This window comes from Buttiauxella cochleicola, from assembly GCF_021282435.1.
Classification (GTDB): domain Bacteria; phylum Pseudomonadota; class Gammaproteobacteria; order Enterobacterales; family Enterobacteriaceae; genus Buttiauxella; species Buttiauxella massiliensis.
On sequence record NZ_JAJSOT010000006.1, the window covers coordinates 19,805 to 44,636 of the forward strand.

24 protein-coding genes are annotated in these 24,832 nt (G+C 49.9%); 7 read left to right on the forward strand and 17 right to left on the reverse strand.

Going from position 1 to position 24,832, the window contains the following annotated elements; translation table 11 throughout:
* The 4 genes from argD to ppiA all read right to left on the reverse strand — a co-directional run bounded on the left by argD (window position 1) and on the right by ppiA (window position 3,200).
* Window positions 1-1,221: a bifunctional acetylornithine/succinyldiaminopimelate transaminase gene (gene argD, locus LVQ77_RS14685; RefSeq protein WP_232904772.1), complete on the reverse strand. Its 1,221-nt coding sequence runs from the start codon at window positions 1,219-1,221 to the stop codon at window positions 1-3.
* A gap of 97 nt (window positions 1,222-1,318) precedes the next feature.
* Window positions 1,319-1,882: an aminodeoxychorismate synthase component 2 gene (gene pabA / locus LVQ77_RS14690; RefSeq protein ID WP_232904773.1), complete on the reverse strand. Its 564-nt coding sequence runs from the start codon at window positions 1,880-1,882 to the stop codon at window positions 1,319-1,321.
* A 33-nt stretch (window positions 1,883-1,915) separates the two neighbouring features.
* Window positions 1,916-2,518, reverse strand: coding sequence for a putative adenosine monophosphate-protein transferase Fic (locus LVQ77_RS14695; protein ID WP_151993650.1), 603 nt, complete (start codon window positions 2,516-2,518; stop codon window positions 1,916-1,918).
* A 109-nt stretch (window positions 2,519-2,627) separates the two neighbouring features.
* Entirely contained in the window at window positions 2,628-3,200 is a 573-nt protein-coding gene (gene ppiA, locus LVQ77_RS14700; protein ID WP_064514292.1) for a peptidylprolyl isomerase A, read from the reverse strand.
* 280 nt (window positions 3,201-3,480) lie between these two features.
* On the opposite strand from ppiA, the gene tsgA reads away from it, so the two are divergent.
* A complete protein-coding gene (gene tsgA, locus LVQ77_RS14705; RefSeq protein ID WP_232904775.1) occupies window positions 3,481-4,662 on the forward strand; it encodes an MFS transporter TsgA in 1,182 nt (393 codons plus the stop codon).
* Window positions 4,663-4,740: 78 nt separating this feature from the next.
* On the opposite strand, the gene LVQ77_RS14710 is transcribed toward tsgA, so the two are convergent.
* Window positions 4,741-6,024, reverse strand: a complete 1,284-nt coding sequence (locus LVQ77_RS14710; protein WP_232904777.1) for a cytosine deaminase — start codon at window positions 6,022-6,024, stop codon at window positions 4,741-4,743.
* A gap of 227 nt (window positions 6,025-6,251) precedes the next feature.
* Here LVQ77_RS14710 and nirB point away from each other — a divergent pair, with 227 nt between their 5' ends.
* The 5 genes from nirB to LVQ77_RS14735 all read left to right on the forward strand — a co-directional run bounded on the left by nirB (window position 6,252) and on the right by LVQ77_RS14735 (window position 11,939).
* Window positions 6,252-8,804: a nitrite reductase large subunit NirB gene (gene nirB / locus LVQ77_RS14715; RefSeq protein WP_232904779.1), complete on the forward strand. Its 2,553-nt coding sequence runs from the start codon at window positions 6,252-6,254 to the stop codon at window positions 8,802-8,804.
* Window positions 8,801-9,127 (forward strand): nitrite reductase small subunit NirD, encoded by a 327-nt coding sequence (gene nirD / locus LVQ77_RS14720; RefSeq protein ID WP_064514301.1) that lies wholly within the window; start codon window positions 8,801-8,803, stop codon window positions 9,125-9,127. The genes nirB and nirD overlap by 4 nt, the downstream gene beginning before the upstream one ends.
* A 101-nt stretch (window positions 9,128-9,228) precedes the next feature.
* The gene (nirC, locus tag LVQ77_RS14725; RefSeq protein ID WP_232904781.1) at window positions 9,229-10,035 is read left to right on the forward strand and encodes a nitrite transporter NirC; all 807 of its coding nucleotides are present in this window, start codon (window positions 9,229-9,231) and stop codon (window positions 10,033-10,035) included.
* Between the two features lie 19 nt (window positions 10,036-10,054).
* Entirely contained in the window at window positions 10,055-11,428 is a 1,374-nt protein-coding gene (cysG, locus tag LVQ77_RS14730; protein ID WP_232904783.1) for a siroheme synthase CysG, read from the forward strand.
* Window positions 11,429-11,768: 340 nt separating this feature from the next.
* On the forward strand, window positions 11,769-11,939 hold the full coding sequence (locus LVQ77_RS14735) for a DUF4223 family protein (protein WP_151993657.1): 171 nt from the start codon (window positions 11,769-11,771) through the stop codon (window positions 11,937-11,939).
* 109 nt (window positions 11,940-12,048) lie between these two features.
* On the opposite strand, the gene trpS is transcribed toward LVQ77_RS14735, so the two are convergent.
* The 12 genes from trpS to pilM all read right to left on the reverse strand — a co-directional run bounded on the left by trpS (window position 12,049) and on the right by pilM (window position 22,171).
* Window positions 12,049-13,053, reverse strand: coding sequence for a tryptophan--tRNA ligase (trpS, locus tag LVQ77_RS14740; protein WP_232904784.1), 1,005 nt, complete (start codon window positions 13,051-13,053; stop codon window positions 12,049-12,051).
* A gap of 4 nt (window positions 13,054-13,057) precedes the next feature.
* Window positions 13,058-13,759 (reverse strand): phosphoglycolate phosphatase, encoded by a 702-nt coding sequence (locus tag LVQ77_RS14745; RefSeq protein ID WP_232863783.1) that lies wholly within the window; start codon window positions 13,757-13,759, stop codon window positions 13,058-13,060.
* Complete coding sequence (gene rpe / locus LVQ77_RS14750) at window positions 13,752-14,429, reverse strand: ribulose-phosphate 3-epimerase (RefSeq protein ID WP_232904785.1); 678 nt, start codon at window positions 14,427-14,429, stop codon at window positions 13,752-13,754. The genes LVQ77_RS14745 and rpe overlap by 8 nt, the downstream gene beginning before the upstream one ends.
* 45 nt (window positions 14,430-14,474) lie before the next feature.
* Window positions 14,475-15,293, reverse strand: coding sequence for an adenine-specific DNA-methyltransferase (gene dam, locus LVQ77_RS14755; RefSeq protein WP_232863785.1), 819 nt, complete (start codon window positions 15,291-15,293; stop codon window positions 14,475-14,477).
* A gap of 64 nt (window positions 15,294-15,357) precedes the next feature.
* Window positions 15,358-16,656, reverse strand: coding sequence for a cell division protein DamX (gene damX, locus LVQ77_RS14760; RefSeq protein ID WP_232863786.1), 1,299 nt, complete (start codon window positions 16,654-16,656; stop codon window positions 15,358-15,360).
* A gap of 97 nt (window positions 16,657-16,753) precedes the next feature.
* The gene (gene aroB / locus LVQ77_RS14765) at window positions 16,754-17,842 is read right to left on the reverse strand and encodes a 3-dehydroquinate synthase (RefSeq protein ID WP_034460277.1); all 1,089 of its coding nucleotides are present in this window, start codon (window positions 17,840-17,842) and stop codon (window positions 16,754-16,756) included.
* A gap of 60 nt (window positions 17,843-17,902) precedes the next feature.
* Window positions 17,903-18,424, reverse strand: a complete 522-nt coding sequence (gene aroK / locus LVQ77_RS14770) for a shikimate kinase AroK (RefSeq protein ID WP_034460280.1) — start codon at window positions 18,422-18,424, stop codon at window positions 17,903-17,905.
* A 319-nt stretch (window positions 18,425-18,743) separates the two neighbouring features.
* Window positions 18,744-19,991: a DNA uptake porin HofQ gene (gene hofQ, locus LVQ77_RS14775; protein ID WP_370645047.1), complete on the reverse strand. Its 1,248-nt coding sequence runs from the start codon at window positions 19,989-19,991 to the stop codon at window positions 18,744-18,746.
* Complete coding sequence (locus LVQ77_RS14780; protein WP_232863788.1) at window positions 19,930-20,316, reverse strand: hypothetical protein; 387 nt, start codon at window positions 20,314-20,316, stop codon at window positions 19,930-19,932. The genes hofQ and LVQ77_RS14780 overlap by 62 nt, the downstream gene beginning before the upstream one ends.
* Window positions 20,306-20,719 (reverse strand): HofO family protein, encoded by a 414-nt coding sequence (locus LVQ77_RS14785; protein WP_232863789.1) that lies wholly within the window; start codon window positions 20,717-20,719, stop codon window positions 20,306-20,308. The genes LVQ77_RS14780 and LVQ77_RS14785 overlap by 11 nt, the downstream gene beginning before the upstream one ends.
* A 37-nt stretch (window positions 20,720-20,756) precedes the next feature.
* Window positions 20,757-21,308: a PilN domain-containing protein gene (locus LVQ77_RS14790; RefSeq protein ID WP_232863790.1), complete on the reverse strand. Its 552-nt coding sequence runs from the start codon at window positions 21,306-21,308 to the stop codon at window positions 20,757-20,759.
* On the reverse strand, window positions 21,308-22,171 hold the full coding sequence (gene pilM, locus LVQ77_RS14795; RefSeq protein ID WP_232904786.1) for a type IV pilus biogenesis protein PilM: 864 nt from the start codon (window positions 22,169-22,171) through the stop codon (window positions 21,308-21,310). Before pilM ends, LVQ77_RS14790 begins: the two co-directional genes overlap by 1 nt.
* Before the next feature lie 80 nt (window positions 22,172-22,251).
* Between pilM and mrcA the strand changes: the two genes are divergently transcribed.
* Window positions 22,252-24,804: a peptidoglycan glycosyltransferase/peptidoglycan DD-transpeptidase MrcA gene (gene mrcA / locus LVQ77_RS14800; RefSeq protein ID WP_232904787.1), complete on the forward strand. Its 2,553-nt coding sequence runs from the start codon at window positions 22,252-22,254 to the stop codon at window positions 24,802-24,804.
* Window positions 24,805-24,832 lie beyond the last annotated feature (28 nt).

Consider the following 24,832-nt stretch of genomic DNA (forward strand, 5'->3'; position numbering starts at 1 on the left):
TTACGCTTTAATCACCTTCGCGACTGCTTTAGCGAAACGCTTCATACCTTCTTCAATATCGGTATCTTCAACAATCAACGCAGGTGCGAAACGCATTACGTCAGGCCCGGCATTCAGCACCATCACGCCCTCTTCCGCTGCCGCGTAAAGGAACTCACGTGCGCGGCCTTTGTATTGCGGTTTGAGCTCAGCACCGATCAATAACCCCATCCCACGGATATCGCTAAACAGATCAAACTGCTCATCGATCTGTTGTAAATGGCTGACGAACTGTTGCCGCTTCGCCGTCACACCACTGAGCACTACAGGTGTGTTGATGATATCAAACGCCGCGCCCGCGACCGCGCAGGCCAGAGGGTTACCGCCATAAGTTGAACCGTGTGTACCGACATGAAACGCCGATGCAATTTCCTGAGTCGTCAGCATCACGCTGACCGGGAAGCCACCGCCGAGTGCTTTTGCGCTGGTCAAAATATCTGGCGTCACGCCGTAGTGCATATAGGCAAACAGCTCACCGATACGCCCCATGCCACACTGCACTTCATCAAATACCAACAAGGCTTTGTGCTCATCACACAGTTCGCGCAAGCCTTGCAAGAACTCTGGTGTTGCCGCCGTAACGCCGCCCTCACCCTGAATCGGCTCAACCACGACCGCGCAGGTATGGTCGTCCATCACGGCTTTTACCGCGTGCAAATCATTAAATGGCACATGAATGATGTCAGCTGGTTTCGGGCCAAAACCATCGGAATACTTAGGTTGCCCACCAACTGAAACAGTAAACAGAGAGCGACCATGGAAGGCGTTATGGAAAGCGATAATCTTGGTTTTATACGGGCTATGGCGCGTGGAAGCGTAGTAGCGGGCCAGTTTAAAGGCTGTTTCATTCGCTTCGGTGCCGGAATTCATAAACAGCACGCGTTCAGCAAAAGTGGCGTCAATCAGCTTGCGGCCAAGGCGTAGAGCGGGTTCATTGGTGAAAACGTTGCTGGTATGCCATAACGTTTCGCCCTGAGTTTTTAGCGCTTCAACTAAAGCTGGATGGCAGTGACCTAGCGCAGTAACAGCAATCCCACCTGCGAAATCCACATATTCTTTCCCTTGTTGATCCCATACGCGGCTACCTTTACCTTTTACCGGGATAAACTCTGCCGGTGCATAAATCGGCAAAATAACTTCATCGAAAGTTGCGCGGGTAATTGCTGATTGTTCAGTTGCCATTTATTGCCCATCCCCTTTTTACGCGTGAAAGCTTCATGAGAAAATGAAAATATAATCATGAAATATGCATAAAAAATCATTAACTGGCAATAAAAAATCAACGTTTAAGGAAATTGGCTAACAGCTGGTGTCCCTGCTCGCTGAGAATGCTCTCCGGGTGAAACTGCACACCTTCCAGGTCAAACTCACGATGGCGAATGCCCATAATTTCCTGCTTATCCGTCCAGGCGGTCACTTCAAAACAGTCGGGTAAGGTGGCGGGGTCGATCACTAAAGAGTGATAACGCGTTACGGTTAAAGGGTTGTTCAGGCTGTGGAAAACACCGTGATTGCTATGCGAGATAACCGAGGTTTTACCGTGCATCACTTTTTGCGCGCGAACAATGGTCGCGCCGAATGCCTGCGCAATCGCCTGGTGTCCAAGGCAAACGCCGAGAATCGGCAACTGCCCAGCGAAATGCGTAATCGCCGCAAGAGAAATTCCTGCTTCGGTGGGCGTGCAAGGGCCAGGAGAGATGACCAGTTTTTCTGGTGCCAGGGCAGTGATATCAGAAAGAGTCAGCTCATCGTTACGTTTCACCACCACTTCTGCGCCTAATTCACAAAAGTATTGATAAAGGTTCCAGGTAAATGAGTCGTAATTGTCGATAAGCAGTAGCATCGCGGCTCCAGGGTAAATAAGAACCGCGCTATTCTATTCGCTTTCGCGCGCTTCACTCACGACTTTAGTGAAAATCTCGTTGAGCATTTTCAAATCACCCAACGCCCCGGTTTGATTCGCCGTTGCCCATGCTTCAGGCGATACGTCTTTCCAATCGAGGATGTAACCGGCATGAATCGCTAACTGCTCGAAGAACACACGCTGCGCCCGACCACTGCCAACAAAGAACGGATGAAGGACGTTAATTTCACAATAGTAATGTGACAGGCGCAGAACGAACTCAGTTCTGGAAAGTCCGACGAGATAATGCTCGTCCTCCATTTCTTGCATCAGATCGTTGCCTTCATTTTCGATGTACTCGAAATGACAGAACTGTATCTCCCCTTTGGAAATATCAACATCTCGTAGCTCGCCTGCCCAGTCGAAAACATCCTGAAAAAGCTGCTGATGGATGGCACACAACCAGGGTAAGCCGCGATGCAACGGGCCAAGTTCAATCGTATCTACACGCTGCGCGATAATCTCATCTTGCGCATGAGGCTCAAGGATATCCAGCCGGCTGCTGGCATGAAATGAACGGCTGCGCAATTGCTGCCAAAGGCGGGATTTTTGTTTGTCGGTCAGTTTCTTTGCCATGATGCCTCCCTAAATGACGACCCGTTGTTGCCACAAGTATAAGCAGCAATCGGTGGAAGTGCAGGAAGCGGTAGATTGCGCGAGTACGGAATACTCGCGCAGGAATTTTTTACGGCAGGACTTTAGCGGAGAGGATAACTACAGGTTTTGACGGAACATTTTGGTATGGGCCGACATCATGAGTCTGGACCTGGGAGATCTTATCGGCAACGTCCATCCCTTTCACAACTTTACCAAATACTGCATAACCGAAGTCGCGCTGGCCGTGATCGAGGAAGGCGTTATCTGCCACATTGAGGAAGAACTGGCTGGTCGCGCTGTCTTTATCGGCAGTACGCGCCATGGAAATAGTACCGCGAGTGTTACGCAAGCCGTTATCGGCTTCATTTTTAATCGGTGGGTTAGGCTGCTTCTGATTCATATCTGCAGTGAAGCCGCCGCCCTGAAGCATGAAGCCCGGGATCACGCGATGGAAAATGGTGTTGTTGTAGAAACCGCTGTTAACGTAATCCACAAAGTTTTTCACAGAGACTGGGGCTTTCTGGCTATTTAACTCAAGCTCAATTTCACCCGCTGATGTGGTCAACAGGACATGTGGGTCACCTTTAGCAGCAAGTGCCGCAGGAGAGAGAGCGGTTAGAGCAAACACAGTTGCTACAGCCGCCAGAGTCGATTTGAGCATGAATAATTCCTTACGAATGCAGTGAATGAGGCAAGTTGCTAGATTGTAAAGACGCACTCAAGTATGCGCCAGCCATTTACGGTTTTTTACTTTCACACAAATCAATAAGTTAAATGAATCAATAATCAAATAACACGATTAATCGTGACGCTGGTCACCTTAAATACAAGTCGTTGCAGCAAATGAATTATAAATTGTATGAATGAGTCACGTTTTTGACTAAAATCCATTCTTCTCGAGTGCTGTCAAAGCACTTTACATTTCTATTCACAGGCTTGTCATGACTAACAGCAACCGCATTAAGCTCACATGGATCAGCTTCTTCTCCTACGCACTCACTGGTGCGCTGGTAATCGTCACCGGGATGGTGATGGGCAATATCGCCGAATACTTCCACGTCCCCGTTTCCAGCATGAGTAACACCTTTACTTTCCTGAACGCCGGCATTTTGATTTCTATCTTCCTTAATGCCTGGTTAATGGAAATCGTACCGCTCAAAACTCAACTGCGTTTTGGTTTCATCCTGATGGTGCTGGCCGTTGCCGGACTTATCTTTGGCGATAACCTGACTATCTTCTCAGTCGCGATGTTTGTTCTGGGGCTGGTCAGCGGTATCACGATGTCCATTGGTACGTTCCTGATTACGCACATGTATGAAGGCCGTGAGCGTGGTTCACGCCTACTGTTTACCGACTCCTTCTTCAGTATGGCAGGGATGATCTTCCCAATGGTGGCCGCGATTCTGCTGGCTCGTAGCATCAACTGGTATTGGGTTTATGTCTGCATCGGTCTGGTTTATGTCGCTATCTTCATCCTGACCATCGGTTGTGACTTCCCGGCATTGGGTAAACACGCACCGCAACCGGAAAAAGTCGCCGAGAAAGAAAAATGGGGTGTGGGCGTACTGTTCCTGTCCATCGCAGCTTTGTGCTACATCCTCGGCCAACTGGGCTTTATCTCCTGGGTTCCGGAATATGCCAAAAGCCTGGGTATGAACCTGAATGACGCAGGCCAACTGGTCAGCGATTTCTGGATGTCTTACATGTTCGGGATGTGGGCGTTCAGCTTTATTCTGCGTTTCTTCGATTTGCAACGTATTCTGACTGTTCTGGCGGGTGCGGCGACTGTTCTGATGTACCTGTTTAACAAAAGCGAACCGGCACATCTGGCATGGTTTATTTTGGCGCTTGGCTTCTTCTCCAGTGCGATTTACACCTCTGTAATCACCCTGGGTTCATTGCAGACCAAAATCGCTTCGCCAAAACTGGTTAACTTCGTACTGACCTGCGGCACCATCGGCACCATGCTAACCTTCGTGGTCACTGGCCCGATTGTGGCTCACAGCGGCCCGCACGCGGCTCTGCAAACTTCAAACGCCTTGTACGCAGTGGTATTTATCATGTGCCTGATTCTCGGCCTGGTAACGAAACACCGCCAGCATAACGCTGCTGCTGTGCACTAAAAGCGTCGGCTTACGCTACGTTTATCCGCCCTACGCGGTTTTGTAGGGTGGATAAGCTCAAGCGTCATCCACTACTTCTCACCCACGAAACGTTATCTCTTCAGCTCCATCCAACATCACCCAAGTTTGTGACAATTGCGTGGTTGCAATCACCTTCCCTGCTCGCACTGACCAACGCACCGGCACTTGCCTGCGCACCGCATCAAAACCGTTTTCAGCAGGAAGAATAATCAGGTTCGCCGCCTTCCCCTCGACAATCCCGTACTCCTGCACGCCAAAAGTACGGGCGCTGTTATCAGTAATCAGCTTCAAACCTTCGTCAATTTGCTGGTAACCCATCATCTGGCAGACATGCAGCCCCATATGCAGCACCTGCAACATATTGGCGGTGCCCAGCGGATACCACGGATCAAACACATCGTCATGACCAAAGCAGACGTTAATCCCCGCCTCGAGTAACTCTTTCACGCGGGTCACACCACGGCGTTTCGGGTAATCATCAAAGCGACCTTGCAGATGAATATTCACCAGCGGGTTGGCGACAAAGTTAATACCGGACATTTTCAACAAGCGGAACAAGCGCGAAGTATAAGCGCCGTTGTAAGAGTGCATCGCCGTGGTATGGCTGGCGGTTACGCGCTGCCCAATACCATCTCGCAGCGCCAGGGCTGCAACGGTTTCGACAAAACGCGATTGCTCATCGTCAATTTCATCGCAATGAATATCTAACGGGCGATCGTATTTCTGCGCCAGAGCGAACGCCTTGTGCAGCGATTCCACGCCGTATTCCCGGGTAAATTCAAAATGCGGGATTGCCCCAACGACGTCTGCACCCAGTTGCAACGCTTCTTCAAGCAGCGCCTCACCGTTGGGGTACGACATAATCCCTTCTTGTGGGAAAGCGACGATCTGCACTTCAATCCAGGGGGCAGCTTCTTGCTTCACTTCCAGCATAGCTTTGAGCGCCGTCAGCGTCGGATCTGAAACATCAACGTGGGTACGCACATACTGAATGCCGTTGGCGATTTGCCATTTCAGTGTTTGCCAGGCGCGTTGTTTGACGTCTTCGTGCGTCAGCAGCGCTTTGCGCTCAGCCCAACGTTCAATGCCTTCAAACAAAGTGCCTGACTGATTCCAGCTCGGTTGCCCGGCAGTCTGCGTGGTATCAAGGTGAATATGAGGCTCAATAAATGGGGGGATAGCAAGGCCGCCTCGCCCATCAAGCACCTGTTGGCTTTCGGTTTGGGTTTCACTCATTGGTTTTATGGTGCTGATGCACCCATTTTCGATGGCTATTTTCCATAAGCCTTCGCGCCCGACCAGACGCACATTTTGAATTAACTCCAACGCCAGATTGCTCATACCCACTCCTTGTTAATTAGCCGCCCCTATTTCATAGCACACAAGGCAAAATGGGGACATTTATTGTCTTCCCGCGAATAGCTAAACATTTCCGCAACTTAGAAAAACCCACTAAAATCAGCAATATACCTATTAAGAGGTATATAAAGGTGTATTTGATTTGTATCAATAATCGCCATTGCTGAATCGTTAAGGTAGGCAGTAATAGAAAAGAAATTGAGGCAATTATGAGCAAAGTCAAAATCGCAATCATCGGTAATGGCATGGTCGGCCATCGCTTTATCGAGGACTTACTTGATAAAGCCCAGCCAGGCCAATTCGACATTACTGTTTTCTGTGAAGAGCCGCGCAAAGCCTACGATCGCGTGCACCTGTCTTCCTATTTTTCCCATCATACCGCTGAAGAATTATCCCTGGTACGTGACGGCTTCTACGAGAAGCACGGTGTAAAAGTGCTGGTCGGCGAACGCGCCATCACCATTAACCGCCAGGAAAAAGTCATTCACTCGAATACTGGCCGTACCGTGTATTACGACAAACTGGTCATGGCGACCGGTTCTTACCCGTGGATCCCACCGATTAAAGGTTCTGAAACACAAGACTGTTTCGTCTACCGCACTATCGAAGATTTGAACGCTATCGAAGCCTGTGCCCGCCGCAGCAAGCGCGGTGCCGTGGTCGGTGGTGGTCTGCTGGGCCTTGAAGCCGCAGGCGCGCTGAAAAACCTCGGCGTTGAAACGCACGTTATCGAATTCGCACCAATGTTAATGGCCGAGCAACTCGACCGCATGGGCGGCGAGCAACTGCGCAATAAAATCGAAAGCATGGGCGTGCGCGTTCATACCAGCAAAAACACCCAGGAAATCGTCCAGGAAGGCACGCAGGCGCGTAAAACCATGCGCTTTGCCGACGGTACGGATCTGGAAGTCGACTTTATCGTCTTCTCAACCGGTATCCGCCCTCGCGATAAACTGGCTACCCAGTGCGGCCTGGCAACTGGTCAACGCGGCGGCATTGCGGTCAACGATACCTGCCAGACTTCTGACCCGGACATTTACGCCATCGGGGAATGCGCGAGCTGGAACAACCGCACATTTGGCCTGGTTGCACCTGGCTACAAAATGGCGCAGGTTACCGCTGACCACCTGCTCGGCTCAGAAAATGCCTTCGAAGGCGCAGATATGAGCGCCAAGCTGAAACTACTCGGCGTGGACGTTGGCGGGATTGGTGATGCGCATGGTCGCACCCCTGATTGCCGCAGCTATGTTTATCTCGACGAAAGCAAAGAAGTTTATAAGCGCCTGATTGTTAGTGCCGACAACAAAACCCTGCTCGGCGCGGTTCTGGTGGGCGACACCAGCGATTACGGCAACCTGCTGCAACTGGTTCTCAATAATATCGAATTGCCGGAAAACCCTGATGCGCTGATTCTGCCTGCACATGCCAGTTCCGGTAAGCCAGCAATTGGTGTTGATAAACTCCCGGACAGCGCGCAAATCTGTTCCTGCTTTGATGTCACCAAAGGGCATCTGGTTAAAGCCATCAATAACGGCTGCCATACTGTCGCGGCATTGAAAGCAGAAACCAAAGCCGGCACCGGCTGTGGTGGCTGCATCCCATTGATCACTCAAGTGTTGAATGCTGAGCTGAGCAAACAAGGCATCGAAGTGAATCACAATCTGTGTGAACACTTCGCGTTTTCACGCCAGGAGCTTTATCACCTGATACGCGTTGAAGGAATTAAATCCTTCGACGAGCTATTGCAAAAGTACGGCAAAGGTTACGGCTGCGAAGTCTGTAAACCGACCGTCGGTTCTCTGCTGGCTTCTTGCTGGAACGACTATGTGCTGGCACCACAACACACACCGCTTCAGGATACCAACGACAACTTCTTGGGCAACATCCAGAAAGACGGGACTTACTCAGTCATTCCACGTTCCGCTGGCGGGGAAATTACGCCAGAAGGTCTGATGGAAGTGGGCCGTATCGCACGCGAATTCAATCTCTACACCAAAATCACCGGTTCCCAGCGTATCGGCCTGTTTGGTGCGCAAAAAGATGATTTACCAGAGATCTGGCGTCAGCTGATTGAAGCCGGTTTTGAAACTGGCCACGCGTATGCGAAAGCACTGCGTATGGCTAAAACCTGTGTCGGCAGCACCTGGTGCCGCTACGGCGTTGGCGATAGCGTTGGTTTCGGCGTTGAGCTGGAAAATCGCTACAAAGGTATTCGTACCCCGCACAAAATGAAGTTTGGCGTGTCCGGTTGTACCCGTGAGTGTGCGGAAGCACAGGGTAAAGACGTGGGGATTATCGCCACCGAGAAAGGCTGGAACCTGTATGTCTGCGGTAACGGTGGTATGAAACCACGCCACGCTGATTTGCTGGCCGCTGATTTAGACCGTGAAACGCTGATCAAGTACCTCGATCGTTTCATGATGTTCTACATCCGTACCGCCGACAAACTGACCCGTACCGCACCATGGCTCGACAGCCTGGAAGGCGGCATTGAGTATCTGAAACAAGTCATCATCGAAGACAAACTGGGCCTGAACGATCAGCTTGAAGCTGAGTTAGAGCGCCTGCGCGAGAAAGTGATTTGCGAGTGGACTGAAACGGTGAATACCCCGGAAGCTCAGGTTCGCTTCAAGCACTTCATCAACAGCCCGGTGCGCGACCCGAACGTGCAAATCGTGCCTGAACGTGAGCAACATCGCCCGGCGACATCTTACGAGCGTATCCCGGTCACCCTGGTAGAAGAAGTGGAGGAAAATGTATGAGCCAGTGGACTACTGTTTGCCAGTTAAACGACATCCTGCCTGCTACCGGTGTTTGCGCGTTGGTAGGTAATGAGCAAATTGCAATTTTCCGCCCACGTAATGACGACCAGGTTTTCGCCATCAACAACATTGACCCGTTCTTCGAAGCGAGCGTGTTATCTCGTGGCCTTATCGCCGAACACCAGGGTGAACTTTGGGTCGCCAGTCCGTTGAAAAAGCAGCATTTCAGACTGCGAGATGGATTGTGCATGGAAGACGAGAGCCGCTCGATTGCGCACTACCCGGCGCGCGTTCAGGACGGCCAGGTTCAGATTAAAGCTTAAAACAAGCCCTTGAGGCTTCATCGTAGAGCGGAAGACGTAAAACGCTTCCCTCTGCGATTTTTTAGATTCTCTTTTTCTTTCAATTTGTTGGGATAACAAAAATGTTCACCGATACCATTAATAAATGTGCGGCGAATGCCGCTCGCATTGCCCGATTGTCGCAAAACAACCCGCTTGGTTTCTGGATCAGCTCCGCAATGGCTGGTGCATATGTGGGCCTTGGGATCATTCTAATATTCACCCTCGGTAACCTGGTCGAGCCATCTTTGCGCCCACTAGTGATGGGAGCGACCTTTGGTATCGCCCTGACACTGGTTATCATCGCCGGTTCTGAATTATTCACCGGTCATACCATGTTCCTAACTTTTGGTGTTAAAGCAGGCACCATTTCCCATGGTCAAATGTGGGGCATTTTGCCGCAAACCTGGCTAGGTAATCTGATTGGCTCCGTGTTTGTTGCCCTGCTGTACAAATGGGGCGGAGGTAGCCTGCTGCCGTTAGATACTAGCCTGGTTCACACTGCGGCGCTGGCAAAAACCTCCGCTCCAGCCATGGTGCTGTTCTTTAAAGGTGCGTTGTGTAACTGGTTGGTTTGCCTGGCAATCTGGATGGCTGTCCGTACTGAAGGTGCTGCTAAATTCATTGCTATCTGGTGGTGCCTGCTGGCATTTATCGCTTCCGGCTATGAACACTCCATCGCCAACATGACGCTGTTTGCTCTGTCCTGGTTTGGTCATCACAGCGATGCATATACTATGGCGGGAATCGGCCACAACCTGCTGTGGGTAACGCTCGGGAATACCCTTTCTGGCGTAGTATTCATGGGTCTGGGTTATTGGTATGCTACTCCGAAAGCCGAGCGTCCCCAGCCTGCGCAAGTCGCCGCGCCGGAGACTGCCCGCAACTAATTTCTTTTGAGGATTGAACGTGGATCACCTGCCTATATTTTGTCAATTGCAAGGTCGTGCCTGTCTCCTGGTCGGTGGTGGCGATGTTGCAGAACGTAAAGCGCGTTTGTTGATGGAGGCAGGTGCACGAGTCACTGTAAATGCCCTGGATTTTTCTCCGCAATTTCATGTGTGGGCGGAACAGGGCATGATTACCCTTGTTCAGGGTGAGTTCGACGCCGCACTGCTCGATGTTTGTTGGCTGGCCATCGCCGCAACAGACAACGATGTGGTGAATCAGCAAGTCAGCGAATCGTGCGAATCCCGTCGTATTTTCTGTAATGTCGTCGATGCCCCAAAACAAGCCAGCTTTATTATGCCGTCGATTATCGACCGTTCACCGCTGATGGTAGCTGTTTCGTCCGGCGGCACCTCCCCAGTTCTTGCCCGCCTGCTGCGTGAAAAACTCGAAGCCATTCTGCCGCTACATTTGGGGAAAATTGCCTCTTATGCCGGGACGCTGCGTGGCCGGGTAAAAGCGAATTTCAAAACTATGGCCGAGCGTCGCCGCTTCTGGGAAAAATTCTTCACTAACGACCGGCTGGCACAATATCTGGCAAACGAAGACAAGCAAGCCGTCGATAAAGAAACTGAGTCGATGTTTGCCACGCCTTTAGATCATCGTGGTGAAGTTGTTTTAGTCGGCGCAGGCCCAGGAGATGCAGGGCTTTTGACACTCAAAGGGCTACAGCAAATCCAGCAGGCCGATGTGGTGGTTTATGACCGCCTGGTTTCCGACGATATCATGAACCTGGTGCGCCGTGATGCCGACCGCATATTCGTTGGTAAACGCGCGGGTTATCACTGCGTCCCGCAAGAAGAGATTAACCAGATTCTGCTGCGTGAAGCGCAAAGCGGTAAACGCGTGGTGCGTCTGAAAGGCGGTGACCCGTTTATCTTTGGGCGCGGTGGCGAAGAGTTAGAAACCCTGTGCGATGGCGGCATTCCGTTCTCCGTCGTACCAGGAATTACTGCCGCGTCGGGCTGTTCAGCTTATTCCGGCATTCCGCTAACTCACCGCGATTATGCGCAAAGCGTACGTCTCATTACCGGCCACCTGAAAACAGGTGGCGAGTTGGACTGGGAAAACCTGGCTGCAGAAAAACAGACGCTGGTGTTCTATATGGGCTTAAACCAGGCTCCTGCTATCCAGGAGAAACTGATTCAATACGGTATGTCCGCGGAAATGCCTGTAGCGTTAGTTGAAAATGGTACTGCGGTTAAACAACGCGTGGTCAGCGGAATATTAAGTGAGCTTGGTGAATTATCGACGCAGGTTGAAAGCCCGGCCTTAATTATTGTCGGCCGAGTTGTTGCATTGCGCGATAAGTTGAACTGGTTCTCGAATCATTAATTTTTATTTAAGATAACAAAAAGGCTTGCCCGAGTATTCTCGCCAAGCCTTTTTGTTTATAAGCAGTTAATTAATTTACCAATCATCATAAGCAATATTTATTTCATGCAATAACGTGTCTGATTTCAGACTTAGTAATACCATTAGTAAACCCTATAATTAACCACCTTTTTGAAAGGTCATTACATATACCAAAAACAATTCGAGTTGCACAAAGGCGGCAAGTGCGCGAATCCCGATGAGCTTACCCTGGTAAGTGATTCGGATAGGTAAACGCAGCCAACGCATATGCAGCGTGAAGTATGACGGGTATACAAATAATTAATGATAGGGAATATCAATGAACAAGTTCGTAAAAGCTGCTTCTGCACTAGCTGTCCTGGCTCTGTTGTCTGGTTGTACAGGTCACATTGAGAACAAAGATAAATCTTGTGGTTATGATTATTTACTGCACCCAGCAATTTCTATTTCAAAAATTATTGGCGGCTGCGGCCCAGCATCTCCACAATAATAGTTCAGAAGCAAAAATTAAAAAAACCGCCCGAATATAAGGGCGGTTTCTTTATTATTAGACAGCTACGATATGCTCCCCATTAAGAGAGTATACGAGCCATAAGTCATTAAGGCTGTGCGACAAACCCAATCACTTCATAGACTTTCTTCAGTGTAACGCTGGCTTGTGAACGCGCTTTTTCAGCACCCTCTTTCATCACTTGCTGCAAATAAGCTTCATCATTACGGAAATTGTGATAACGCTCCTGCAATTCAGTCAACATACCAGATACGGCATCAGCAACTTCACCTTTCAGGTGGCCATACATTTTGCCTTCGAACTGCTGCTCAAGTTCAGGGATAGGCTTACCAGTAACAGCAGAAAGAATATCCAACATATTGGAAACCCCTGCTTTATTCACCGGATCGTAACGCACAACAGGTGGCTCGTCCGAGTCAGTTACCGCGCGTTTGATTTTCTTCACGACCGATTTCGGGTCTTCCAACAGGCCGATAACGTTATTACGGTTATCATCTGATTTAGACATTTTCTTGGTCGGCTCAAGCAGAGACATCACGCGCGCGCCTGATTTAGGAATAAACGGCTCAGGCACTTTAAACACGTCGCCATACAGCGCATTGAAACGTGCTGCGATATCACGACTCAGTTCCAGGTGTTGTTTTTGATCGTCACCAACCGGCACCAGATTGGTCTGGTACAGCAAAATATCTGCTGCCATCAATACCGGGTAATCAAACAGGCCGGCATTAATGTTTTCAGAATAACGAGAAGACTTGTCTTTAAACTGAGTCATACGGCTCAGCTCACCAAAATAGGTGTAGCAGTTCAGAGCCCAGCCCAACTGTGCATGTTCTGGCACGTGAGACTGTACAAAGATGGTGCTTTTAGCCGGGTCGATACCACAAGCCAAGTACAGAGCTAACGTATCGAGTGTCCGGCTACGCAATTGCGTTGCATCCTGACGCGCGGTGATCGCGTGTAGGTCAACGATGCAGTAAATGCAGTGGTAATCATCTTGCATGTTGACCCACTGACGCAGCGCACCCATGTAGTTACCAATGGTCAATTCACCTGATGGCTGCGCGCCACTAAAGACGATGGGCTTACTCATGTTCTTATTCCTGATGTTCTTTGTTAGAGAGCCCTAATGCGGGCAGTAAATCGTTGAAATGGTCAAACACGTAATCGGGTTTGCTCAACTCGATGGACTCACCATAGTTATAACCGTAAGTCAGGCCAATGGAACAGCATCCAGCCGCTTGAGCCGCAAGAATATCGTTGCGGGAGTCACCAACAAAAAGCAGTTCTTCCGCGCTAAGATTCAACTCTTCCATCACTTTATGCAGCGCTTCGGGATGCGGTTTTTTGTTTTCCACATCATCGCCACCAATAATGACTTTGAAGTATTGCGCAATGCCCAATCTTTCGAGCATCGGTAATACAAACGGTGTCGGCTTGTTAGTTACCAGCCCCATCGGCAAGCCTTTTTCGGCCAAAACAGCCAACGTATTAGCGACTTCCGGGAACAAGAAGCTGCCCTCTTCTGCTGTTTGCGCATAGTAGGCGTCAAACAGTTTACGAGCAATGCTGCATCGATCGGCTTCAGGCTCTTCACCTTTCAGCGCCCAGGTCAATGCGCGCTTAACCAGCACATCAGCACCGTTGCCGATCCACTTTTCAACTTTGTCTTCACCCGCGGTCGGCAACTCCAGCGCATAAAGCGCCTGATCCATTGCCTGCGTCAGACCCAATGCTGTGTCGACCAGTGTACCGTCTAAATCAAAGGCGATACCGCGAATTTTACTTAACTTATCCATGACTTACCTTTGCTAACTCACTACGCATACGATCAATAACGGCTTTGTAATCTGGCTGATTGAAAATCGCCGAACCGGCAACAAACATATCAGCACCTGCCGCAGCAATTTCAGCAATATTGTCTACTTTCACGCCACCATCCACTTCCAGGCGAATGTCATAGCCAGAAGCATCAATGCGCTCACGTACCTGACGCAGTTTTTCCAGCGTATGTGGAATAAATGATTGTCCGCCAAAACCTGGGTTAACAGACATCAGCAAAATGACATCGAGTTTGTCCATGACGTGATCAAGCCAACTCAGCGACGTTGCTGGGTTAAGCACCAGGCCTGCTTTACAGCCGTGCTCTTTGATCAGTTGCAGGGAACGGTCAACATGCTCTGACGCTTCCGGGTGGAAGGTAATGATGTTGGCACCGGCCGCGGCGAAATCCGGAATAATGCGATCAACAGGCTTCACCATCAGATGCACATCAATAGGGGCAGTAATACCGTAATCACGCAGCGCTTTTAACACCATAGGACCAATGGTGAGATTAGGAACGTAATGGTTATCCATAACATCGAAATGGACGACATCCGCACCTGCAGCCAGCACCGCAGCCGTGTCTTCACCCAGGCGGGCAAAATCGGCTGAGAGGATTGAGGGGGCAATCAAAAACTGTTTCATCCGCTTCTCCAATAGCAAATCAAAAAAGACCGCGGACGAAACGTCTTAGGCACTGACTTTATACAGCGCCAGCAGTTCGTCCACCTTGTTACGTGTTCCACCATTCCGGCTAATGCTGCGACGCACCTGCACGACATGCAGTTTTGCCTGGTGATACCACAACCGGGTGAGTTCCGTATCATGGTTAGAAATCAGCACCGGAATGCGATTTCCTTGCAAATTTTCGGCTAACTGCGCGAGATGTTGCTGCTGCACAGCGTTAAAGCTATCGGTGTGATACGCCGTAAAATTAGCCGTTGCAGACAAAGGCGCGTAGGGAGGGTCGCAATAAACAACAGATCCCGCACTGACATTTGCCATGCTGACATCGTACGACTGACACAAGAATATGGCGTTTTGTGCTCGTTCGGCAAAATGATACAACTCTTCTTCAGGAAAGTAGGGTTTGATGTAACGGCCAAACGGGACATTGAATTCACCACGTAGGTTATAACGACACAGGCCGTTGTAACAATGGCGGTTCAGATATAAAAACAGCAATGCACGACGAAACTCATCTTTGCACTGGTTAAATTCGGTACGATTGAGATAGAACGCCTGCTCATCGTTTTGCTCGGCAGTAAAGAGTTTACGGGACTCCTGAACATACTCATCCGTGCGGGTTTTGACGATGTTATAGAGGTTAATCAGATCGCTATTAATATCTGCGAGGATATAACGAGAGTATTCAGTATTCAGAAAGACTGAGCCGGCACCAACAAACGGCTCAATCAGACAATCACCTTTCGGCAGATACTTTTTAATGTCTTCGAGCAGGGGGTATTTCCCCCCCGCCCATTTCAGAAAAGCGCGATTTTTTTTCATGCTGCCTAACTATTTACACCTTTTCCTGCTGTGGAAAGGTTCCAACAGCGGCTGCGCTTGTTCATCACTTCAGATCAGACTGAACCTGATGGATAGGTTTTGCCCATGGGTTCTTGGCCTGCACATCGGCTGGTAATGTTGCAACGGCACGTTTTGCCTCATCTTTGTTGGCATAAATACCGCTAACCAACACATACCACGGCTGACCATTTCGCACAGTCTGGTAAACCATATAGTGCTGCAGGTTCTCTTTCTTCGCCCAGGCATTCAGGTTTGCTGAGTTAGAAGAGGAGCTGAGCTGCAAGGTATAATGGCTTCCCGGAGCACCTTTGATTGCACCTGCATCACCCGCGACAGCGCCAGTGGCGGCCGTTGCAGGAGCAGCTTCTGCGGCTTTCGTTACCGGGGCTGCTGCAGTTTGAGTAGCAGCAGCTTTAGGTGCCGCAGCACTGACTGGTGCTTTAGCTGGTGCAGTCGCTGTTGGCGCAGGAGCTGTAACAGGCTCACTACGTTTTGCCGTAGCTACCGGTTTTGGTTCCGCTTTCACCGCTGGTTGTTTTACAGGCTGAGCCTTGTGCTGGGACTCAATCACGACAGTTTTACGTTCCTGACGCGGAGCTGCTTGTTTCTCTGGCTCTGATTTCACTACCGCACGTGGAGCTGTAGTTGCACCCGCAACTGCCGCAACAGTAGCCGGTGCTGTTGGCAATGTTGAGCTATTAACTGCATTGTCAATCTGGCCGGACTGTTGAGTCAGTGCATTATTCAGGTCGCCCGGAACTTCAACACGCTGTTGTCCCTGTGGCGCAGGTTGAGTTTGCGCATCAGACGGCGTTGAAGAAATTGCAGGAAGAGTCACTTCTTGCGGGTTACCTGCGGTTTCGGTCTGATTAGCAGCAGAGGTGTTGCCTGGCTGCGGTTGTGCGCCATTAGCCTGGTCAGCAGCAGCGCCGGACAAGTCGATATTCTTTTCAGCGTTCGGATTGTTATTCGCTGTTTCAGTATCAGTAGAAGGGGCCTTCAGGGCCGAACCAATTCCGATGATTAGCAGCAACAGTACAAGAATACCAATGCCCATCATCAGGTGCTGGCGGGAGACCGGAACTTTCTGTTTAGCGGATTTTTTGCGGGTACGCGCCGGGCGACGTTCTTCTGCATCAACTTGCAGATCATCGTCGTTTTCATACTCTTCTTCATCACGAGCACGACGGGTACGCGCTGGACGAGGCTCATCAGAGTCTAATTCAACATCATCGACATTGATTTGCGGCTCATTATCGCGCTCATCAGATTTACGGTTACGGCCTGAACGACGATCGCTGGGATCGGGTTTCAGCTCGTCTTCCGGTTTAAATTCATCCATTTAACACCCCACTCAAAGGCTTGTGCCAGCAATTCAAAGTCAGCACATCGCCCGAAGTTAAAAATCGCCTGACTTCAGCGACCGAAATTTCTAATAATTAAGCCTGCTGACAATCAGCAATGGCGGACAAAACGATATCGTGTGGAACTCCGCCACGCATTTCACTCTTCCCGATTGCCAGCGGCAGCACTAAGCGCAGCTCACCAGCCAAAACTTTTTTGTCACGCATCATGTGGGGCATATACGCGGCAGCAGACATTTCTTTCGGCCCAGTAACTGGCAGCCCGGCACGTTGCAGCAATTTAATAACGCGCTGCACATCTGCCTCACTGAAGTTCCCTAAACGCTGAGCTGTTCGTGCCGCCATAACCATACCTGCGGAAACAGCTTCACCGTGTAGCCAATTGCCATAGCCCATTTCTGCTTCTATAGCGTGACCAAAGGTGTGGCCCAAATTCAGTAAAGCACGTAAGCCACTTTCGCGCTCGTCAGCGGCAACAACTTCTGCTTTCAGCTCACAACAACGACGAATACACCAGGCCATTGCTTTACCATCCAGCGCAAGCAATGCATCCAGGTTTTCTTCAAGCCAGTTAAAGAAATCGCCGTCGAGAATAATTCCGTACTTAATGACTTCTGCCAGACCAGATGCCAACTCCCGAGCAGGTAAAGTATTTAGACAGTCGAGATCCACCACTACCGAAGCAGGTTGGTAGAACGCACCAATCATATTTTTACCGAGGGGGTGGTTAACGGCTGTTTTACCGCCAACAGAAGAGTCCACTTGCGAAAGCAAAGTGGTTGGAACTTGAATAAAGCGCACGCCGCGTTGATAACTCGCCGCGGCAAAGCCAGTCAGGTCACCGACGACACCACCGCCCAGGGCAATGAGTGTCGTATCACGACCATGTGGCTTTTCAAGCAACGCAGTAAAGACAGTGTCTAATACAGCGAGACTCTTAAATTGTTCGCCATCCGGAAGGATGACGGAATCGACTTTAACGCCCGCTTGCTCCAGCACGCCACGCACCTTATCCAGGTAGAGCGGCGCCAGGGTTTCATTGGTCACCAGCATCGTCTGGTCGCCAGCTTTCAGCGGCCCAAAAGATGCCGAGTCACTAAATAACCCAGCAGCAATGGTGATAGGGTAACTACGTTCCCCGAGAGTGACTGTTAACCTCTCCATAACGCGAAGTCCACCTTGATGTTGCTTAGCCCGCAGGCGTTTTTTTCGATTAAGCCAGAATCAGTTGCTTTCCAACATATTAATAATCTGGTTAGCAACCACTTTGGCACTTTGGTCGTCAGTGCGAATCGTCACATCAGCAATCTCTTCATAAAGAGGATTGCGTTCCTGAGCTAAGGCTTCAAGAACTTCACGCGGTGGAGTCTCAACTTGCAGTAGTGGGCGTTTTTTATCACGCTGCGTACGAGCGAGCTGTTTTTCAATTGTGGTTTCAAGATACACCACAACTCCACGGGCTGAGAGACGGTTACGGGTCTCACGAGATTTTACAGAACCGCCGCCAGTTGCCAGCACAATGCCCTGTTTTTCAGTGAGTTCGTTGATGATTTTTTCTTCGCGATCGCGGAAGCCGTCTTCGCCTTCAACGTCGAATACCCAGCCCACATCAGCTCCGGTACGTTTCTCAATCTCTTGATCAGAATCGAAAAATTCCATATTGAGTTGCTGAGCTAACTGACGCCCAATAGTGCTTTTGCCGGCACCCATAGGCCCAACCAGAAAGATATTGCGTTTCTCTGCCATTTTTTCGGTACTACTAAGACAATTCGTTGATGATAAACCCGCCCTGTTACAACCAGGTGCAGCGGGACATGAACTGAAACCTCATAAGCGATAGTGCGAGAGTCAGACTGAAAATTATCTCAATACTCAAGGTGGTTTGGCAACCGATTATATTCCCCAGCCTTCTTATGAAGAAGAAAATGCATAAATCGGGGTTATCTGTCACAAGACTTGAGCAACCAGCCTCTCGAAACGGTACACCTTGTAAGCTAATTCCTCTCTGCCGTCAAACACCTGGGCAACGTTTCAAAGAAAAACTGCACGATGAGGAAAGAAAACGCTACGAAACAGGGATAAGTCGAGGGGTAATAAATACCACTAATTCACGGCGTTGATGATTTTTTGCATCATGGCGAAACAGGCTGCCCACAATAGGTATTGAGCCAAGCAAAGGGACGCTGTCGCTACTGTCAGTGTTGTGTTGCTGGAAGATCCCACCAAGGGCAAGGGTTTCGCCATTTTTCACCGCAACAACAGTTTCAATTTCTTGCTTGTCAATCGCCAGAACTTCGCCATCAGATTGCTGAATGCTACGGCCAGGCATGTTCTGGCTGATGCGCAATTTTAGACGAATATTGCCATCTGACTGAATAGTGGGCGTCACTTCCATCCCCAGAACAGCTTCTTTAAACTCGATTGCAGTTGCCCCGCTCTCGCCACTGGATACCTGATAAGGGATCTCCGTACCTTGCTTGATGCTGGCAGGCTGTTGATGTGCCGCCATCAGGCGCGGGCTGGCAATGATTTCAAGCTGTTGCTGTTGTTCCAGAGCAGACAATTCAAGCTCCAACAGTCGGCCATCTATTCGAGAGATATTAAAACCGACCTTTGTAGTAGCGTTCTTGACGGAAAGATCGGCTGAAAAACCTGTGGTCTGATGAAGCTTACTTTCCCCTTTTTGCTCGGCAGTAGACCACTTCACGCCAAGTTCACGTAACTTATCCTGGTTAATAGTGACGATATGGGCTGAAATTTCTACTTGCCCGATTGGCAAATCCATTTCTTTCACCCAGTCAGCAATCTGTTTGAGCACTGTCTTATTATCACGCACAATCAGCCGGTTAGTGCGTTTGTCAGCCGTGATATTACCCTGAGCACTCAATAACTTATTTCCACCAGATTTTAGTGATGTCGATAAATCTTCAACATCGGCATGATGAGGAGTGAAGACCTGGTAGAACATCGGTTGATCAAGTGCCTGCTGTTTTCGTTGCTCCATCGCTTGCGCTTGTTGCTCACGTAAGCGAGCCTTCGGAAAAATCTGTATTACATTTCCTTCACGCTGCTGGCTAAGCTCCGCACTATTCAATACCAATTCAAATGCTTGCTTCCACGGTACGTCAATCAAGTTAAGCGAAAGAACTCCATCCACGCCAGGAGCAACCATAAGGTTAACGTTTTGGTTTTCAGCTAATGCCTGCAAAACCTGGGTTACCGGCGCGTTATCGAGGACCAGAGAAATACCTTTACCAGCCTGGCTGGAGAGAGGCAGAGCCAACACCAGAAGAAATACCCGCATCCATGGCATATGTTTTTCCTTTTATTTCCCAACGATAAGAAGAGGGTTTGCAGGCAGGATTAACCCTCGCCACCACATACCCCATCCCGACATTTTCAATGCGAACATCGGGAAATAGCTCTTTATCAACTTTGATTCGCTGCCCGATACCTTGTGGACTGAGCATCAGCGCAGTATTCGCAGTGGGCGAACTGATTACTCCCTGTAATACCCAGGCCGCCAGTTGCACGGTCAGTTTTTCACAAGGAGAAATATGCTGCTGAAAGGGGTTTGGAGGCATCGCACTCACGGTTGAAATGACCATGAATCCTACCCAAAAAATGTTACGCTCCATCTGAAAACTCCATTTTTATCACAAACTTGAGTAAGTCACCTTGTTCAGTAATGGTGAAAGAGTGCCCCGATACCACTCGATATTCTGCAAGCCTGGTAAATAAACCCGGTAGCTCTTCCCATGGCAAAAGAATTTCCAGTGTTCCCTCCTTATTTTCAGGCTGCCACTTCAGCAACTTCCCCCTTGATTCCCCAACGAACTCCGCCACAGAAAATACCCGTAAATTAGATGGACGCATGTGCAGTTCAGAGGGTGAAACTTGAAGGACTTTGCGTTGCAACTCAGCAATGCGTTGAGTTGTCTGCTTGTTGTCCACTTCCAGCTGAGAAAAATGAGAATGATGTGGCCGTATCAAACTCACCCAGGCAACAACGCTGACTAAGCCCGTTACGACGACAATCATCGCCACACGCCTCCAGCCTGGCCCACTCAGCCAGCGTTCAATTAACCAGGGCATTTGCCACCTCAGATATCGTTAAGGTGAAAACAAAACCAAAACCGCCCTGTGCTTCGCGCTGGACCGCACCTGTCCGAACTGTAGAAACACCTTCAAGATGAGCAAGTTCCTTTTCCAGCCCCTGTAAATCTTCAAGAAGGTTGGTGCGTCCCTTTACTATCAATTGCCCTTTTTGCAGTGTTAGGGAAGACAGCCAGGCCCCACCTGGCATAAAGCTAGCGATATGGATCAAACGTTTTTCCCAAATCCGAATAGCTTTTTGCTGCTCTTCACGAATGCGCTGCAAACGCAGTATTTCTTGGTTCTGCTTTTGTAAAACCAGCCGCTGCTGATAGAGATGCTGCAATGCTGATTGCATGCTTGTCAGGTGGTCGTTTCGTGCCTGCTGTAGGCGAATTTCCCATACGGTGAACTGCAGCGCGCCCATTACAAGCAACGGCACAAGCACCAAAATCAGGCTGAATAACAGGCTCCAGCGGCGTACACGTTGCTGGCGCTGTATCTGACGCCAGGGTAGTAAATTAATCAGGCGCATCAGCTGAATACTCTACCTATCGCCAGCGCTATCGCGACCGTAAACTCAGCGCCATTACGCGGTAATGGTGGCTGTAAACGGGAAAATGCTCGCCAGGCATCCAAAGATAAAATCTTCGCCGGTACTGGTGACGATTGCGCAAGGCTCAATGCAACCAACTCAGGCTCGGTTTTTAATTGCTGACACAAGTCGAAAATTGTTGGCACCGCGTTGGTATCACTCCATCCCCAACGTGGCACAGGCTCGGTAGAAGCCCACAGCCAATGGCCCTGTTCTTGATGAACCAGGTACTGATATTTCTCCAGACGACACGGAGAAACGAGTGCCGGCAATGCGCTGGCTCCGGGGGTTAGTGTCGTGGGATAGAGCCTTATCGCGGCCAGACTTTTGAGCAACGCAGCAACATCTGTCTGGCGCGCAGCTACTATCAAATGTGGGTCAGCAACATCTTGTGACGGTAAATAATCCCAACACAATTGAGCCGATGTCATTTGCAACTGACGGGCAGTTGCTGAGGCGATATAAGCTTCTCTTGCTGGTTCAGACAAACGTTTATCGGGAGCCGGGACCGGGCGTTGTAATGTCCGTGACACAGGAAAAGAGATGCGTATCTGGTGACGTAGAGGTAACTCTTTTCGCCACTCCACCAGTGCTTTAGTCAGCGCTTCAGTATTCATTATTAGCCCATCGCTGAAGGTGCCTTCAGGCAATGGCAATTGCCACCAATGCCGAAGTTGCCACCCTTGCCGTTGGCGCTGAACAGCCACAACACGAATGCTTTCGCGTTGAATATCCATGCCAATTTGCCAGGTTGTGAATACCATGTTTACGATCTCCTTATCGCCGGTTACGGAAAATGCCATACCAATGCCACTGGCTTGCCTTTATACTACCGCGCGGTTGTTTATAAACTGCCCAATGGAAACGTAATGGGAAATTTAAGGTGAAGTTCGTAAAGTATTTATTCATCCTTGCAGTATGTTGCATTCTGCTGGGAGCAGGCTCGATCTTCGGGCTCTACAAATTTATTGAGCCGCAGTTGCCTGATGTCGCCACGCTGAAAGATGTGCGACTGCAAATTCCAATGCAGGTTTATACAGCTGATGGCGAGTTAATCGCGCAATACGGTGAAAAGCGCCGTATTCCGGTTACGCTCGATCAAATTCCGCCGGTGATGGTGAAAGCATTTATTGCGACTGAAGACAGCCGTTTTTACGAACACCACGGTGTCGATCCGGTTGGGATCTTCCGTGCCGCCAGCGTGGCACTGTTTTCTGGTCATGCATCGCAGGGCGCAAGTACTATCACCCAACAGTTGGCACGTAACTTCTTCTTAAGTCCTGAACGCACGCTGACGCGTAAGATAAAAGAAGTGTTCCTGGCAATTCGTATTGAGCAGTTGCTGACCAAAGACGAAATCCTAGAACTGTACCTCAACAAGATTTATCTCGGTTACCGCGCTTATGGCGTGGGTGCTGCAGCACAAGTCTATTTTGGTAAGTCAGTTGATGAATTGAGCCTGAGTGAAATAGCGGTTATTGCCGGTTTGCCAAAGGCACCGTCAACCTTTAACCCGCTTTACTCGCTTGATCGTGCAACTTCCCGTCGTAATGTGGTGTTATCACGTATGTTGAGTGAGAACTACATCACTCAGGCGCAATACGATGAAGCGCGGAATCAGCCAATAGATGCGAACTACCACGCACCGGAAATCGCGTTCTCCTCACCTTACCTGTCTGAGTTAGTCCGCCAGGACATGGTTGCTAAGTATGGTGAGAAGGCCTATGAAGATGGTTATAAGGTTTACACCACCATCACTCGCAAAACGCAGGAAGCCGCGCAACAAGCCGTACGTAACAACGTAATGGCCTATGACATGCGCCACGGCTATCGCGGCCCATCAAACGTGTTGTGGAAAGTAGGTGAAACACCGTGGGACAAAACGAAGATTGTCGATTCGCTAAAGAATCTACCGACCTACGGCCCGCTTTTCCCTGCTGTGATTACAGAAGCATCACCGAATGAAGCTACCGCATTGTTGGCGGATGGCAGCGCCGTTTCCATCAATATGGACGGTATGCGCTGGGCGCGCCCTTATCGTTCAGATACTGCACAGGGCCCAACGCCACGAAAAGTGACCGATGTGGTGCAATCCGGGCAGCAAATATGGGTGCGTAAAGTCGATGATAATTGGTGGCTTGGACAAGTCCCGGATGTGAACTCCGCCCTGGTTTCCATCAACCCACATGATGGTGCTGTAGTCGCACTCGTCGGTGGCTTTGATTTCAACCAGAGCAAGTTCAACCGCGCAACGCAGGCATTACGTCAGGTTGGCTCCAACATCAAACCATTCCTCTACACAGCGGCAATGGATAAAGGTTTGACGCTGGCGAGCGTGCTCAATGATGTGCCAATTTCCCGCTGGGATGCTGGTGCGGGTTCCGACTGGCGACCGAAAAACTCCCCGCCAGAATATGCCGGACCAATAAGATTGCGTCAGGGTCTTGGTCAGTCGAAAAACGTGGTAATGGTGCGTGCGATGCGCGCTATGGGCGTGGATTATGCGGCTGAATACCTGCAACGCTTTGGCTTCCCTGCGCAAAACATCGTGCATACCGAATCGCTGGCATTAGGCTCGGCATCCTTCACACCAATGCAAGTCGCGCGTGGTTACTCGGTGATGGCTAACGGTGGCTTCCTGGTTGACCCGTATTACATCTCTAAAATTGAGAATGAAATCGGTGGCACAATCTTTGAAGCGAAGCCGAAAGTAGCTTGCCCGGATTGTGATATCCCGGTGATTTATGGTGAAACGCAGAAGTCTAACGTGCTGGAAAATCAGAATGTAGAAGACGTAGCGCAGTCTGAGGAAAAACAGAATGTTAGCGTTCCGATGCCGAAGCTTGAACAAGCGAATAACGAGTTGGTTGCGCAGAGCAGCCCGCCTGAATACGCGCCACATGTTATCAACACCCCACTGGCTTTCCTGATTAAGAGTGCGTTGAACTCAAACATCTATGGCGAACCAGGTTGGCAAGGTACTGGCTGGCGTGCAGGGCGTGATTTGAAACGCAATGATATCGGCGGCAAAACCGGTACGACAAACAGTTCGAAAGATGCATGGTTCTCAGGCTACGGACCGGGCGTGGTGACTTCTGTCTGGATTGGCTTTGATGATCATCGTCGCGATCTTGGACGTACATCAGCATCAGGTGCGATTAAAGATCAAATCTCAGGTTATGAAGGTGGGGCGAAGAGTGCTCAACCAGCCTGGGATGAGTTTATGAAAGCCGCACTGGAAGGTGTTCCGGAAGAGCCGTTAACGCCGCCACCGGGCATTGTTACGGTCAATATCGATCGCAGCACCGGGCAACTTGCCAATGGCGGGAATAGCCGTCCTGAATTCTTTATTGAAGGTACCCAACCGACGCAGCAGGCTGTGCATGAAGTCGGGACTACGATAATTGATAACGGCGAGACCCACGAGCTGTTCTAGGTAGTGATAAAGCCCGTTTCACCTTGAA